Below are 14,126 nucleotides of genomic sequence, written 5' to 3' on the forward strand. Positions count from 1 at the left end.
GAACGTGGGAAGCCGGGGGGCCACTGAGCTGACACAGGGCGAGACCTCGGACCCTGTCACCCCCCCTCACAGCGCGGCAGACGCCGGAAGTACCGAAAGCCCGAGGGTCAGTAGCTGACGGGGGCGGGACCTTGGAGCCCGTCGCCTACCCCTCTTCACGACGCGGCAGACGCCGGGAACGTGGGAAGCCGGGGGGCCACTGAGCTGACACAGGGCGAGACCTCGGACCCTGTCACCCCCCCTCACAGCGCGGCAGACGCCGGAAGTACCGGAAGCCCGAGGGTCAGCGGCTGACGGGGGCGGGACCTCGGGGCCCGTCGCCCTTTCCCTCTTCACGACGCGGCAGACGCCGGAAGCGCGGGAAGCCCGAGGGGCCACTGAGCTGACACAGGGCGAGACCTCGGGCCCCGTCACCCCTTCCCCCTCACAGCGCGGCAGACGCCGGGAGTACCGGAAGCCCGAGGGCCACTGGCCTGACGCGGGGCAAGACCTCGGGGCCCATCGGCGCTTCCCCGGGGGAACCGCGAGAGCACGCGGGTAGCAAGGTTCCGCCGGGGCAAGCAAGCGGGACCTCGGAGTCATCGCCCAGCACCTGTCACCGCACCGCGCCCCCGGCTGCGTAACCCGGGAGCCCCATGGGTCCGACTCGCTGCGTTCGGCGTGGGGGGAAACCGGCCCCGGCGGGGCACCATTGCGGTATCCGCTCATCCTGCTGAGGAGTGCCCATGTCGCCTCGCTCCGCCAAGGCTGTGTCCCGGGACGCCGTGCACCACCCCGTCTTCGCCCGTTTCTACGCACGTCAGAGCGTGGCCGCCGAGCGCGTGGTCGGCGCCCACCGCAAGGAGCTGCTCGCCGGGCTCTCCGGTCGTGTGATCGAGGTCGGCGCGGGCAACGGCCTGAACTTCGCGTACTACCCCACCGCCGTTTCGGAGGTCGTGGCGATCGAACCGGAGCGCATTCTGCGGCAGTTGGCCGCGTCCGCGGCCGTGCGGGCCGAGGTTCCGGTCGACGTGGTGCCGGGTGCGGCCGAGGCCCTGCCCGTCAAGAGCGAGGCGTTCGACGGAGCGGTGGCCTCCCTGGTGCTGTGCAGTGTGCGCGACGTGCCCCGCGCCCTCGCCGAGCTGCGGCGCGTCCTGCGGCCCGGCGGCGAGCTGCGGTTCTTCGAGCACGGCGTGGCGCCGGGCGCGGCGATGGCGCGTACGCAGCGGATCCTGGACCGTACGGTCTGGCCCTTGCTCTTCGGCGGCTGTCACGTCGCGCGGGACCCGCTGGCCGCGCTGCGGGACGCGGGGTTCGAGATCGGCCCGTACCGGCGCTTCCTGGTGCCCGCGAAGGGGCCACGGCTGCCCAGTTCGTACTGCGTGCTCGGCTCCGCCCGCCGCCCGGAAGGAGACTGAGCGCCCCGGCGGGGCGTCAGACCGGTTGCGTGAGGTTGATCTTGTTGCCGTCCGGGTCCTTGATGTGCCCGACGCGCTGCCCCCACGGCATGTCGTTGGGCGGCGCGAGCACCTCTCCCCCGAGGGGCTCGACGTGCTTCAGGCGGTCGTCCACGCTCTCCACCGCCACGCTCAGGAGCATCCGCTGCGGTGTGTCGAGCGGCACCTCCTTGTTCGAGACGATGCCGAGTTCCGAGTCGCCGATGCGCAGGTTCACGAAGAACGTGGGGCCTTCCTCCGGCACGCGCGACACCTCCTCGGCGCCGAGCAGTTCCTTGTAGAACCGCAGCAGGCGGTCCAGGTCAGGGGTGACGATCATCGGCTGGATGGCGGCAGACATCTGCGTCCTCCTACGGCTCGGCGGTCTCGTCGAACCTATCCTCACCGCATGATCAATGGTGCGCACATCATCGTCTACAGCAACGACGCGGAGGCGGACCGCGCCTTCTTCCGCGACGTACTGGAGTACCCGCACGTCGACGCCGGCGGCGGCTGGCTCATCTTCAGGCTGCCGCCCGCCGAGGTCGCCGTACACCCCACTCCGGGACCGGAGTCGCACGAGCTCTATCTCATGTGTGACGACGTGGAGGGGACGGTGCGTCAACTGACCGGCAGGGGCGTCCGGTTCACCCAGCCCGTGACCGACGCGGGCTGGGGCCTTCTCACCCGGTTCAAGCTGCCGGGCGGCGGCGAGGTCGGCCTGTACGAGCCGCGCCACGAGCGGGCCACCGACCTCTGAGCAGCCCCTGGGAACGCATCTGAGAACCGGTCGGCCACGCCGCGGTCACAGGCTCCACTGCCGCAGCACGTCCGCGATGGCGTGCACGCTCGCGCCGTCCTCCTTGACCAGGCGGGCGAGGTCGCGCACCTGCTCGGCGGATGTGACGACCTTGAGGCCGCTCGCGATGAGATAGGCGTAGGCCGCGGACACGGCGAACAGGGCGTTGGAGCGTTCCAGGGCGGGGATGTGCAGGAGCATCTGGAGCAGGGCGGCCGCGCGGTCGTGCGGGCTCTCGTAGACGGGTACGCCGAATATCTCCGCCTCGTGCCGGCTGACGGCGGCCACCAGGGCACCCCAGTCGGTGACCTGCGGGTCTCCGGGCGTCTTGTGTTCGGCGATCATCAGCAGCCAGGCAAGATCGATTCTGAGGTTCAAGGGCTCAGCGTCGACCCTCGCGCTCGGGACCGAACTCTTCGACGAACACGGATTCGTACTGCTTCATGAAGTCGGCGGCCGCCTCGACGAAGGTGTGTCCCACTTCGCCCGCGTCCTGCTTGACCAGTTCCTCGATGTACCGGTTGACGCTCATCCCGCGGGCCAGCGCGCGCTCTCTCGCGGCCCGGGCGGTGCCCTCGTCCACCCGTACGTTCAGCTGGGTCTTCGCCATGCCATCAAGCTAGCGCCGCGCCGCTAGCACCCGCAAGAGAGCCAATACCGTGCCCCTTACATACGTCTCAGGGGCACGACCTCGGAGGGATACCGGGCGCCTGTCCCCACCCTCTACTCTCAGCAGGGTCACGGGAGTTGGAACCGGCCACAACCCAGGAGGCGGCCTTGTCCACACCTGCTTCGGCACCGGCCACGGACCGCTCGGAGCCCGCCGGGGTTGCCGCACGCGCGCGTGGCCTGACCAAGGCGTACGGATCCGGCGAGACGACGGTGCTCGCCCTCGACTCGGTCGACGTGGACATCGCACGCGGGCGGTTCACGGCGGTCATGGGCCCGTCCGGCTCGGGGAAATCCACGCTGATGCACCTCCTGGCCGGGCTCGACACCGTTTCGGCGGGCCAGGTGTGGCTCGGCGACACCGAGATCACGGGGCTCAAGGAGCGGGAGCTGACGCAGCTGCGGCGGGACCGCATCGGGTTCATGTTCCAGTCCTTCAACCTCATCCCCACCCTCAACGCCCTGGAGAACATCACGCTGCCGATGGACATCGCGGGACAGCGCCCCGACCGCGCATGGCTGGAGCACGTCATCGACACGCTGGGCCTGCGCGACCGTCTCAAGCACCGGCCCGCCCAGCTGTCCGGCGGGCAGCAGCAGCGGGTGGCGTGCGCGCGGGCGCTCGCATCCCGCCCGGAGCTGATCTTCGCCGACGAGCCGACCGGGAACCTCGACTCGCGCGCGGGCCTCGAAGTGCTCGGCTTCCTGCGCGAAGCGGTCGACAAGCTGGAGCAGACGGTCGTCATGGTCACCCACGACCCGGGCGCGGCCGCCCACGCCGACCTGGTGCTCTTCCTCGCAGACGGCAGGATCGTCGACGAAATGCCGCGCCCGACGGCGGAGTCGGTCCTGGAGCGCCTGAAACGGTTCGACGTGATCCACGCACAGCCCCGTGACGGCGCGGACAGCACGACCGACGAGAGCTGAGGCGGGGCGCGGCCATGCTGAAGGCGACACTCCGCAGTTTTCTCGCGCACAAGGGCAGGCTGCTGCTCTCCGCGCTCGCCGTGATCCTCTCGGTGGCGTTCGTCGCGGGCAGCCTGATCTTCTCGGACACGGTGGCCCGCACCTTCGACCGGCTCTTCGCCTCGACGTCGGCCGATGTGACCGTCGAGCCGAAGGAGGACCTCGACGAGGCGATCCCGTCGGGGCAGACGCCGACGATCCCGGCGAGCCTCGCCGACCGCGTGGCGAAGGTCGACGGCGTGGCGAGGACCCGTATCGACGCGGCCGTCGACAACATCACCGTCGTCGACAGCGAGAACGACTCGGTGGGACCGACCACCGGCGCGCCCACCATCGCCACGAACTGGCTGGTCACCGACCGCAGCCCGGTCGAGCTGACATCGGGGCACGCGCCGGGCGGCAAGGACCAGGCGCTGCTCGACGCGGACACCGCCGACAAGAAGGACGTGGAGATCGGCGACACCCTGACGGTGCTCGCCGCTCCCGGCTCCTTCAAGGTCGAGGTCGTCGGCATCGTCACGTTCACCACCACCAACCCCGGCGCGGCCCTGGTCTACCTCGACACCCCGACCGCCCAGCGTGAACTCCTGGGCGACAAGGACGCGGCGACGGGCATCTCGGTGGACGCCGCGGCGGGCGTGAGCGACACCGTCCTCAAGCGCCGTGTCGCGGCCGAGCTCGGCTCCGGCTACGACCTGAAGACCGCCGACGAACAGGCCGATTCGGCCGCGTCCGAGCTCGGCGGATTCCTCGACGTCATCAAGTACGTGATGCTCGGCTTCGCCGGGATCGCCGTCCTGGTCGGCATCTTCCTGATCGTCAACACCTTCTCGATGCTCATCGCGCAGCGCACCCGCGAACTGGGCCTGCTGCGGGCGCTCGGCGCCGACCGCCGGCAGGTCCGCCGCTCCGTCCTGACCGAGGCGGTGCTGCTCGGCGCGGTCGGCTCGACGGTGGGCCTCGCGGTCGGGATCGGTCTCGCGGCCGGTCTCATCGAGCTGATGGGCCTGCTCGGGATGAACCTGAAGTCCACCGAGATGGTCATCGGGTGGGCGACTCCCGTGGCTTCGTACGTCGTCGGGGTTGGCGTCACGTTCGTGGCGGCGTATCTCCCGGCGCGGCGCGCGGCGCAGGTCTCGCCGATGGCGGCGCTGGCCGACGCCGAGATCGCGGGCGTGGGGCGGCCGTTGAAGGTGCGCGCGCTGATCGGCTCGCTGGTCGCGCTGGCCGGGGCCGCCGCCCTGGTGGGCTGCGCGACGTCCGAGAAGACCTCGTCGGCGGCATCCCTGCTCGGCCTCGGCCTGGTTCTGACACTCATCGCCACCGTCATCGCGGGACCGCTTCTGGTGCGCCCGGTGATCCGGGTCCTGGGCGGCGCGTTCCCCGCCGTGTTCGGTTCCATCGGGCGGATGAGCCAGCGCAACGCGCTGCGCAATCCGCGCCGCACCGGGGCCACGGCGGCCGCGCTGATGGTGGGGCTCGCCCTGGTGACCGGCATGTCGGTGGCGAGCGCGTCCATGACCAAGTCCTTCGACCAGCAGATCGACCGGACCCTCGGCGCCGACTTCGTCGTACAGAACAGCAATTTCATCCCGTTCTCGAAAGAGATCACCCAGAAGGTGCGGGACACCGAAGGCGCCGGGCTCGTCGTGCGGCAGCGGTTCACTCCGGTGAAGGTGGCGATGCCGGACGGGAAGAGCGTGGAGACGACCGCCGCGGGCTACGACAAGCGGCTCGACGACGTCGCCCGCATCACGTACGTGGCGGGCGGGTCCGCCCAGGCCCTCGCGCCCGGGAACATCGCCATGGAGCGGGACTTCGCCGACAAGCACGAGGTGCGCGTGGGCGAGAAGCTGCCGGTGGAGTTCCCCGGCGGGCGCAAGACCGAGCTGACCGTGGGCGCGCTCACCAACCAGGAGGGCGCCGAGGGCTTCGGCGTCGAGGGCGGGCTCTTCTTCGGCATCGGCACGGTCGAGGAGTACGTACCGGGCGGCCAGGAGTCCGCGGTGTACGTGAACGCGGCCCCGGGCACGGAACCCGATGCGCTGCGCGACCGCCTGGAGAAGTCACTCGACCCGTATCCGCAGGTGCAGGTCCGTGACCAGGCCGACTACAAGGAACTGATCCGCGAGCAGATCGCCGTGATGCTCTATCTCGTGTACGCGCTCCTTGGGCTCGCGATCATCATCGCGGTGCTCGGCGTCGTCAACACCCTTGCCCTGTCGGTCGTCGAGCGCACCCGTGAGATCGGCCTGCTGCGGGCCATCGGGCTCGCGCGGCGGCAGTTGCGCCGGATGATCCGTCTGGAGTCGGTGGTGATCGCCGTGTTCGGCGCGCTGCTCGGGCTCGCGCTCGGTCTGGTGTGGGGGGTCTCCGCGCAGCAGGTGCTCGCCCTGCAGGACATGAAGGCGTTCGCGATCCCCTGGTCGACGGTGATCGCGGTGGTCCTTGGATCGGTGGTCGTCGGGCTCGCGGCGGCGCTGCTCCCGGCGCTGCGTGCATCGCGCATGAATGTGCTGGCGGCCATCGCGCACGAGTGATGGACTGGGGCCGCTGTGCCAACTGCCCCTGCGCACAAGGAGAGTTCATGGTTCGCCCGTTCCGTTTCGGCGTCAACATGCTCACGCCGTCCACCGGCGACGCGTGGCGCAAGAAGTGCCGCAAGGCCGAGGAACTCGGCTACGACGTGATCCTGGTCGCCGACCATCTGGGCATGCCCGCACCGTTCCCCTCGGTCATCGCCGCGGCGGAGGCAACCGAGCGGCCCCGTGTCGGCACGTTCGTCCTCAACGCCGGGTTCTGGAACCCGGCGCTGCTCGCCCGTGAGGTGGCGACCACGGACGCGCTCACCGGCGGCCGCTTCGAGCTCGGCCTCGGCACCGGATACGTACAGGCGGAACACGACAAGGCGGGCCTGCCGTGGGGGACGCCGGGCGAGCGAGTGGACCATCTCCGGCACACCGTCGAGGAGTTGGACCGGCTCTTCGCCTCCGCCGAGCATCAGCCTCAGCCGGTGCAGCGGCCCCGCCCGCCGGTGGTGATCGGCGGCAACGGCGACCGGATGCTGAAGCTGACCGCGCAGCACGCCGACATAGCCGCGTTCTCCGGGGCGCGGGCGGTGCCCGGCGACACCGCGGGCAAGATGACCCATCTCACGGCCGACGAGCTGGAGGAGCGCGTCGCCGCCTACCGGCGCTTCGCGGCGGACCGCGCGGAACCGGCCGAGCTGAACTTCCTCGGCCAGCTGGTCGCGGTCACCGACGACCCGCGCGCGGCGGTCGGGCCCCTCCTGGAACACGTCCCGCACCTCACCGAGGACGAGGCGCTCGCCCTGCCGCACCTCCTGGTCGGCTCCGTACGGGACATCGCCGATCAAGTGCGTGCGCAGCGGGAGCGCTTCGGCTTCTCCTACCTGACGATTCTCGAACCGTACTTCGAGGCGTTCGGCCCGGTCATCGAGGAGCTGCGCGGTGAGTGAGGCGTTGCTCGGTGAGTGAGGCGCTGGGCCGTCAGCCGCGCTCCTCGTAGCGCTGCCAGGTGCGGCCGCCGTCGCGGGAGCTCCACAGGCCCTCGCCGTCCACCAGGTCGTACGTCGCCGTCGTCGCGTCCACGATGCCGTACAGGGTCGTGCCGTGGACGGCGAGCGAGGTGAAGGTCTTCGGGGTCTTGAGCGCGTGGAAGGCGCGGTTGGTGGGGTCGTCGGCGATCCACTGCCGGCCGTTCTCCTCGCCGACGAGCAGCCGCCCGTCCGACAGCGCCTCCAGGACCAGGAACTCCGGGCCACGCTTCAGTTCCTGCCAGGGAACACCGCCGCCGGTGAGTGTGCGCCACTGCCCGCCGCCGTCCGTCGTCACCAGGAGGCCGCGCACGCTTTCCTCCTGCAGGAGGGCCACCGCCGCCGTGCCGCCGGCCGCGGTGAGTCTGCCGCCCTGGTACCGCTTCGGGACGGGGGTGGAGCCGAGGGTGCGGCCATCGCGCTGCCGGACGATGCTGTCGCCCTCCGCGGTCAGGGGCTGGTACAGGGTCCAGGCCGTGCCCCGCTCGTCGACGGCGATGTGGCGGGCGTCGTCCGCGACCGCGGCCGGGGGCGCCACGGTGCGGGTGGCGGGGCGGTAGATGAGGGTCGGCTCCAGCTCGGCGAGGAGGATGTCGCCGGGACGGGTGCCCAGCGCGGTCTCCTTGGCGGTGACCTTGTGCCGTTTGCCGTGTACGTCGATGCCGTACGCCCCGTCGGCGCCCTCCCCCGGCGGGAGACTCACGAAGCCCCCGCGCACGCCCTTGAACCGGGCCCGCACCGCCTCCGCGTCCGTGTGCTCCGCGTGCTCGGCGACCGTCCTGCCGTCGGGAGCGACGACGCGCCAGGCGGAGGCGGCGGGCCCCTCGTCGTCCTCGACGTTCCCGGCCTCGTACGTCAGGAGCAGCGAGCCGTCGTCCGCGCGGGCCACGCCCGCGGGCGCGCCGGCTGCCTCGATGACGTCGGCGGGGCGCGGGTGGGGGTCCTCGATGACGCGCTTGTACCGCTCCTCGCGATCCCCGGTGCTCCAGGTCGCGGAGTCCCCCTTGACGGAGCCCCCGCCCCTGGAGGCCCCGCCTCCGGGGTCACCCTGACCGCAGGCCGTCAGGACCAGCGCCGCGCTCGTCGTGGCCACCAGTCCGAAGGTTCGCCTCACATGTTTCGTCAGCCACACCATGCGCAGATCCTCACACACGGGCGGTGGGCGGCCGGATCGGCGGACGTGTCTAGACGCGGGACGGCGTTCACCTTTCAACGTGTGTGAGTGGCGCCGCCCCGGGAAGCCGTGCGGGGAGCCGGTGACACCGATTCGCCCCGGTACTCCGCCGACGATGCCACCGGCCCTGCACTCCCACGGGGGCTGGCACACTCCCGCATTGCCGCCCCCATGGTTGAGGCGGGTCGGCCGTGGCCGAGGGGAGCCGTCGCGGCCGACTACCGCGTACGTCTCCCACCGGGCGGGCTTCGCCACCGCGTCGTCGGCAACCCTGTGGGCGCCGACGCATTCCCGCGGCGCCTGCGCCCACAGTCGAGGCGAACCGGCCGCGGAGGGGAGCACGGCGCGGCCGGTGCGACCTCCCTCCAGAGTCCTCCCGAACGGGGAGCTAAGCGGACTCCGCCGTGCGCATTTCCTCTACGTACTGAACGGTGGACGGCGCCGCACAGCAGCCGCCGCCTTCGGAAGGGGTGGCTTCCGGTTCGTCGAAGAGGCCCGCGCCGCCGCAGACCCCGGTCTCCGGGAGGGTCAACTCCACGCGCTCTGCGGCCTCTTGGTCCCCGGCGAGAGATGCGGCGATGGAGCGGACCTGCTCGTAGCCGGTCATGGCGAGGAAGGTCGGGGCGCGGCCGTAGGACTTCATGCCGACCAGGTAGACGTCCCGCTCCGGGTGCGAGAGCTCGCCCACGCCGTGCGGGTAGACGGTGCCGCAGGAGTGGACGTTGGGGTCGATGAGCGGGGCCAGTTCGAGGGGGGCCTGCAGGCGCTCGTCGAGGCCGAGGCGCAGCTCGTTCAGGAAGGACAGGTCGGGGCGGAAGCCGGTCAGGACGATGACCTCGTCGACCGGGTCGAGGCGGCGCTCGTCCTCGGCCACGAGCACAAGGCGATCGCCGCTTTGCTCGACGGCGTCGGTGCGGAATCCGGTGACGGCATCGGCGTACCCGTCGTCCACGGCCGCCTTGGCCGCAAGGCCCAGCGCGCCACGGGCGGGCAGCTGGTCCGCATCGCCGCCGCCGAAGGTCGAGCCGCTGATGCCGCGCCGCAGGATCCACGTGGCGTGGGTGCCCGGGGCTTCCTTGGCGAGGTCCGCCAGGTAGGCGAGCGCGGTGAACGCGGAGGCCCCGGAACCGATCACCGCGGTGCGCCTGCCCGCGTAACGGGCGCGTACGGCGGGGTCGTTGAGGTCGGGCACGCGGTACGAGATGCGCGCGGCCGCGGTGCGCTCGCCGAGGGCGGGCAGGCCGTCGCCGCCGATCGGGCCGGGCGTCGACCAGGTGCCGGAGGCGTCGATGACGGCGCGGGCGATGATCCGCTGCTCGCTGCCGTCGGCGTTCTGGACGTGCACGGTGAAGGGCCGGCCCTCGCGGTCGGCGTCGACCACGCGGTCGCGGCCCTGGCGGGACACGCCGGTCACCGTCGCGCCGAAGCGCACCCGGTCGCCCAGGACGTCGGCCAGCGGCCGCAGGTACCTCTCCGCCCAGTCGCCGCCGGTGGGATAGGTGGCGCCGTCCGGCCGCACCCAGCCCGTGGGGGCCAGGAGCTTCTCGGCTGCGGGGTCGACGACCTCGGCCCAGGTGGAGAAGAGGCGTACGTGCGCCCACTCGCGCACGGCGCTGCCGGCCTCCCGTCCGGCCTCCAGGACCAGCGGTTCGATGCCCCGCTCGACGAGCTGGGCCGCGGCGGCCAGGCCGATGGGGCCCGCCCCGATCACCACGGTGGGCAGGGCGGTGGCGGGCACATGGTTGATCGGCGCGGTCACGGTGACTCCCCAGTCTTGTTTCGACATCTATCAATGTCTTCCATGGAAGCCAGCATCGCACCCATATCGATGTGCGTCAACATAGACATTCATCAAAGCAATGGCGCCGCCGATCCACGCATCCTTTGATTCGATGTATGTCAACATAGACGCATGTCGAACACGAAGGCCCTGCCGCAGCTCCTCGAGCCGGACGTCGAGCCCTGCTGCCCGCCGCTGACCGAGCGCCCCCTCACCGCCGACGAGGCGGTGCGGACGGCCGCGATGTTCAAGGCGCTCGGCGACCCGGTCAGGCTGCGGCTGTTCTCGCTGGTCGCCTCGCACGAGGGCGGCGAGGCATGCGTGTGCGACATCTCCGACGTCGGCGTCTCCCAGCCGACCGTCTCCCACCACCTCAAGAAGCTCCGCGAGGCGGGCCTGCTGACCTCCGAGCGGCGCGGCACCTGGGTCTACTACCGGGTCGACCCTTCGGTGCTCACCGCGATGGGGCAGATGCTGCGGCTGCCTACTTGGCGGCGAAGCCGTACATCATGATCGTCTCCTGGGCCTTCGAGCTGGGCCGGGCGAGCAGGTCGGAGCTGATGTACATCTTGTTGTGGGTGAAGACCAGTTCGTCACGCATGGGCAACAGCGTGCTGGGCCGGGTGCGGGCGTCAAGCAGCACCTTCTCCCCCTTCAACGTCCTGCCGTCGACGGAGACCACCTTCGCGAACGGGGCGGACTTGTAGACGAGGACGTTTCCGCCGTCCATCCGGATCGGGAAGACGGGACTCGCGTCGCCCGCGGGCAGCATCTGCCCCGTCGTCTTCCCTGTGGCCAGGGAGAACACCACGATCTCGTTCGTGGAGGAGAACTTCTTCGCCCCGTCGCGCTGCTTGGTGGGGACGTACAGCCTGTCGTTGCCCGCGACGATGCCCCGGCAGTCCTGGACGACGGACGTCTTGCCGCACGCATGCAGGTATTTCTCGGCCGGCAGCGAGATTCTCGCCCGCAGCTTGCCGCGCTCGTCGAGGGAGAAGACGCTCGTCGCGCCCGACGGACCGATCTCACCGGAGTCGAGGGCCACGACCACCGGGTTGCTGGAGACCACGCTGGGAGTCTGCACACCGGCGGGCAGCTTGTGGGTCCACTTCGCCTTGCCGGTGGCCGGGTCGAGGACCTGGATCCGGTAACGCTCCGCACCGAAGTCACCGCAGGAGCGCACCGCCACCAGCTGCTCGCCGCCGCCGTAGCCGACGTCGCGGCACTTCTCGCCCTGCTTCGGCTCCCACAGGACCTTGCCGGTGCGCAGGTCGAAGGCGGCTCCGCCGTACAGGCCGCCGACGGCCACCGTGTCGCCGCTGATGGTGACTTGATTGAACGGTGTCTTCTCCTTCTGGTAGCCGGTGGTGATCGACTCCGTCCAGAGTTCCTCGCCGGTGTCGACGTCGAACGCGGTCACCTCGGTGCACGGGCCGCGGGCGCCACGGTCGTCCTTCGCGGTGGCCCCCGTGACCACCGCGGCGATGCCGTCCTTGCCGGTGTCCGGGGAACCCGCGCACGACTCACCGGGCTTGGGCAGGTCCCACAGCCGCTTCCCCGATGTGGCCTCGACACCGACGATCTTGCTCACCGAGGCCTTGGCGTACACCTTGTCGGTGAGCCAGGAACCCTTGGAGTTCCAGGTGCTCTCCCCCTTGGGCAGCTCGGGCTGCAGGGCCTTCGTACTGAAGAAGGCCTTGGCGTCCGCCGGGACCTTCTCCTTGGGCTTGATGTACCTGGCCTTCTCGCGGTCGCCGCCCGGCTTGGCCGAGGTCTTGTCCTTCGACCCGCCGCCGGACGAAGCGGCGTACCAGACCCCGCCGCCGACGATCAGGGTGATCGCGGTGACGACCGCGACGACGATCGCAGTGCGGCGCCCGGCCCGTCTGCCGCCGCCCGGTGGCCCCATGGGCGCCGTGGGCACCGTCGGCACGACGGGTACGGACGGCTGATGGGGCGGAGGCGGACCGAAGCCGCCGGGCGGCGGGCCGAAGCCGGAGGCCTGATTCGGCGGGGGCGGGCCGAAGGACCCCTGGGGGGACTGCTCGGGCGGCGGGAAGGGCTGCGTCATGGTGACTCCAACTGCTGGTGCGGGTAAGGCTGTTCACTGCGCTGCCGGGGTGTCACCGGCGGGGCCGCCGGAAGCGCCCCCATCGGCGGCATCACCGGCATCACCGGCCGAAGGAGAGCATCCGGCCGTTCCCCTCTTCGCCCTCGGCGCCATTGCTCTTGCCGCTCAGGCTCGTCGGCGTCACGAAGAACCGTCCGTCGGCGTACAGCGTGTAGCCCGCGAACATGCCGACCTCGATGCGCCGGGCCGCAGAGGTGTGCCTGAGCAGCACGTCCGGCTTCCCTCCGCGGGGGCCGAACCGCACGGTCTGCCCGTTGCCCTCTTCGCTCCGCGGCCGCGCGTACACGATCACCCCCGGCCGGTCCTTGCCGCCCACCGCCACCGGTGTGACCTGCCGCTTGCCCTCGCCCGACCCGGCCCACTTCTCCTTCCCCGAGTCGAGGTCGAAGGCGACGACCTTGTTGGGGCCCAGGATGTCGCCCTGCGGGGGCTCACTCGCGAGGTAGAGCGTGTCCTTGCCGACGGCGGCCCCGGGGCAGTTCTGCACGCCCTCGCCGAAGTCTCCCGCCATGGCGCACATCTCGAACTCGTGCGGGCCGCGGTCGAGCGTGACCCAGGACCGCTGCTTCCCCTTGTCGTCGACGGCGACGACGGCCCACTTCTCCGACTCCTCGCGGTTGCGGACCGCGACGACGACGGGATCGGTGGAGTAGACCTTCTCTACGCTCCAGCCCTTCTTGCTGCGGTAGCGCCACTTGACGTCGCCGGTGCGGGGGTCGAGCTTCTTGAGCCGGCTGTGCGAGACGTTGTTCCCGCTGATGCAGCTCTCGACCTGGAGCAGCCTGCCGCCGCCCGCGACGCCGTACAGATAGCAGTTCCCGTCGCGCTCCTTCTCGGTCGTGAACAGCCGCTTGCCGTCCCGGATCCGATAGGCGTGCGCGATCATGTCCTGGTCGACCAGGGCGGTGCCGCCCGTGATCGCGACGTGCGTCGTCCTGGTGCTGTCAAGGGACCCCTTCTGCACCAGCTCCTTGTGCCAGCCCTTCGCACCGTTCGTCAGATCGATCACCTGAAGCTGATCACACTTGGCCTTCTGGTCGGACTTCGACGTCGTGTACGCGATCACGACCTTGCCGTCCGGCGTGGGGTTCACCGGGGTGTCGCACACCTCGCCGGGCAGCGGCACCGACCATTCCTTCGTACCGTCGGCCGCCTTGTAGCCGGTGACCTGGTCGTGCTCGGCCTGCGCCACGATCCCGGGCACGTGCCACACGTCGAAGAGCTGTGCGCCCTTGCCCGGCAGCTTGATCTCGTTCATGGCGAGCCAGGCCTTCGCCTCACCGGGCCTGCGCCCCGCGTTGACGTCGATGACGGCGGCGGGCCCGTCGTCCTTGTCGCCGGCGTCCTGCTCCGGGCCCGCCGACTCCTCTGCCCCGTCCGGCGATTGCCGTGTCTGCGCGGCGACGGGCTCGCGGGAACCTCCCCCGTCGCCGTCCCCGCGTATGACGGCGAAGACGCCCACGCCTACGAGCACCAGAGCGAGCGCGCCGACGCCGAGGACGACACGGCGCCTGCGCTTGCCGCCGGCGGAAGGCGCCGGCTGGGCATAGGGGTTGCCGGGCAGCGGCTGGTGCACCGGCCCGGACTCACTGTTGACCATGGAAGAGAGTCTGTACCAGCCACACTACTATCTAGA

General features: G+C 70.9%; 13 protein-coding genes. 6 read left to right on the forward strand and 7 right to left on the reverse strand.

The genetic code is table 11. The features are described 5' to 3' along the window. The first annotated feature begins 725 nt into the window (after positions 1-725). Positions 726-1,397, forward strand: a complete 672-nt coding sequence (locus ACFWY6_RS10265) for a class I SAM-dependent methyltransferase (RefSeq protein ID WP_384687764.1) — start codon at positions 726-728, stop codon at positions 1,395-1,397. A gap of 16 nt (positions 1,398-1,413) precedes the next feature. Here ACFWY6_RS10265 and ACFWY6_RS10270 read toward each other — a convergent pair whose 3' ends face one another. Next, positions 1,414-1,776, reverse strand: a complete 363-nt coding sequence (locus ACFWY6_RS10270) for a VOC family protein (RefSeq protein WP_360769743.1) — start codon at positions 1,774-1,776, stop codon at positions 1,414-1,416. A 48-nt stretch (positions 1,777-1,824) separates the two neighbouring features. On the opposite strand from ACFWY6_RS10270, the gene ACFWY6_RS10275 reads away from it, so the two are divergent. Beyond that, complete coding sequence (locus tag ACFWY6_RS10275; protein WP_384687765.1) at positions 1,825-2,175, forward strand: VOC family protein; 351 nt, start codon at positions 1,825-1,827, stop codon at positions 2,173-2,175. A gap of 45 nt (positions 2,176-2,220) precedes the next feature. On the opposite strand, the gene ACFWY6_RS10280 is transcribed toward ACFWY6_RS10275, so the two are convergent. After that, complete coding sequence (locus ACFWY6_RS10280) at positions 2,221-2,592, reverse strand: fic family toxin-antitoxin system, toxin component (protein WP_384687766.1); 372 nt, start codon at positions 2,590-2,592, stop codon at positions 2,221-2,223. 4 nt (positions 2,593-2,596) lie between these two features. Next, entirely contained in the window at positions 2,597-2,824 is a 228-nt protein-coding gene (locus ACFWY6_RS10285) for an antitoxin (RefSeq protein ID WP_135330050.1), read from the reverse strand. A 167-nt stretch (positions 2,825-2,991) separates the two neighbouring features. On the opposite strand from ACFWY6_RS10285, the gene ACFWY6_RS10290 reads away from it, so the two are divergent. From ACFWY6_RS10290 to ACFWY6_RS10300, 3 genes are read left to right on the forward strand one after another with little or no spacing between them, the layout of a single operon-like run. Then, a complete protein-coding gene (locus ACFWY6_RS10290) occupies positions 2,992-3,810 on the forward strand; it encodes an ABC transporter ATP-binding protein (RefSeq protein ID WP_384687767.1) in 819 nt (272 codons plus the stop codon). A gap of 14 nt (positions 3,811-3,824) precedes the next feature. Further along, positions 3,825-6,389: an ABC transporter permease gene (locus ACFWY6_RS10295; protein ID WP_384687768.1), complete on the forward strand. Its 2,565-nt coding sequence runs from the start codon at positions 3,825-3,827 to the stop codon at positions 6,387-6,389. A 47-nt stretch (positions 6,390-6,436) separates the two neighbouring features. After that, positions 6,437-7,327, forward strand: a complete 891-nt coding sequence (locus tag ACFWY6_RS10300) for an LLM class F420-dependent oxidoreductase (protein WP_384687769.1) — start codon at positions 6,437-6,439, stop codon at positions 7,325-7,327. 31 nt (positions 7,328-7,358) lie between these two features. On the opposite strand, the gene ACFWY6_RS10305 is transcribed toward ACFWY6_RS10300, so the two are convergent. Continuing rightward, the gene (locus ACFWY6_RS10305) at positions 7,359-8,498 is read right to left on the reverse strand and encodes a hypothetical protein (RefSeq protein ID WP_384687770.1); all 1,140 of its coding nucleotides are present in this window, start codon (positions 8,496-8,498) and stop codon (positions 7,359-7,361) included. 469 nt (positions 8,499-8,967) lie between these two features. Next, positions 8,968-10,338 (reverse strand): NAD(P)-binding domain-containing protein, encoded by a 1,371-nt coding sequence (locus tag ACFWY6_RS10310; protein ID WP_384687771.1) that lies wholly within the window; start codon positions 10,336-10,338, stop codon positions 8,968-8,970. Positions 10,339-10,491: 153 nt separating this feature from the next. Here ACFWY6_RS10310 and ACFWY6_RS10315 point away from each other — a divergent pair, with 153 nt between their 5' ends. Then, positions 10,492-10,872 (forward strand): ArsR/SmtB family transcription factor, encoded by a 381-nt coding sequence (locus ACFWY6_RS10315; RefSeq protein WP_384687772.1) that lies wholly within the window; start codon positions 10,492-10,494, stop codon positions 10,870-10,872. Here ACFWY6_RS10315 and ACFWY6_RS10320 read toward each other — a convergent pair. Both ACFWY6_RS10320 and ACFWY6_RS10325 read right to left on the reverse strand, forming a co-directional pair. Beyond that, positions 10,844-12,430, reverse strand: coding sequence for a PQQ-binding-like beta-propeller repeat protein (locus ACFWY6_RS10320; protein ID WP_384687773.1), 1,587 nt, complete (start codon positions 12,428-12,430; stop codon positions 10,844-10,846). The two genes, ACFWY6_RS10315 and ACFWY6_RS10320, sit on opposite strands and share 29 nt — an antisense overlap. A gap of 100 nt (positions 12,431-12,530) precedes the next feature. Continuing rightward, positions 12,531-14,090: a PQQ-binding-like beta-propeller repeat protein gene (locus ACFWY6_RS10325; protein ID WP_384687774.1), complete on the reverse strand. Its 1,560-nt coding sequence runs from the start codon at positions 14,088-14,090 to the stop codon at positions 12,531-12,533. Positions 14,091-14,126 lie beyond the last annotated feature (36 nt).

Source organism: Streptomyces sp. NPDC059037, assembly GCF_042740015.1.
GTDB lineage: Bacteria > Actinomycetota > Actinomycetes > Streptomycetales > Streptomycetaceae > Streptomyces.

Excerpts from the sequence above, each read along its gene's own strand:
- ACFWY6_RS10265 (WP_384687764.1), top strand. The coding sequence starts at position 726 with ATGTCGCCTCGCTCCGCCAAGGCTGTGTCCCGGGACGCCGTGCACCAC.
- ACFWY6_RS10270 (WP_360769743.1), bottom strand. The coding sequence starts at position 1,776 with ATGTCTGCCGCCATCCAGCCGATGATCGTCACCCCTGACCTGGACCGC.
- ACFWY6_RS10275 (WP_384687765.1), top strand. The coding sequence starts at position 1,825 with ATGATCAATGGTGCGCACATCATCGTCTACAGCAACGACGCGGAGGCG.
- ACFWY6_RS10285 (WP_135330050.1), bottom strand. The coding sequence starts at position 2,824 with ATGGCGAAGACCCAGCTGAACGTACGGGTGGACGAGGGCACCGCCCGG.
- ACFWY6_RS10295 (WP_384687768.1), top strand. The coding sequence starts at position 3,825 with ATGCTGAAGGCGACACTCCGCAGTTTTCTCGCGCACAAGGGCAGGCTG.
- ACFWY6_RS10300 (WP_384687769.1), top strand. The coding sequence starts at position 6,437 with ATGGTTCGCCCGTTCCGTTTCGGCGTCAACATGCTCACGCCGTCCACC.
- ACFWY6_RS10315 (WP_384687772.1), top strand. The coding sequence starts at position 10,492 with ATGTCGAACACGAAGGCCCTGCCGCAGCTCCTCGAGCCGGACGTCGAG.
- ACFWY6_RS10320 (WP_384687773.1), bottom strand. The coding sequence starts at position 12,430 with ATGACGCAGCCCTTCCCGCCGCCCGAGCAGTCCCCCCAGGGGTCCTTC.
- ACFWY6_RS10325 (WP_384687774.1), bottom strand. The coding sequence starts at position 14,090 with ATGGTCAACAGTGAGTCCGGGCCGGTGCACCAGCCGCTGCCCGGCAAC.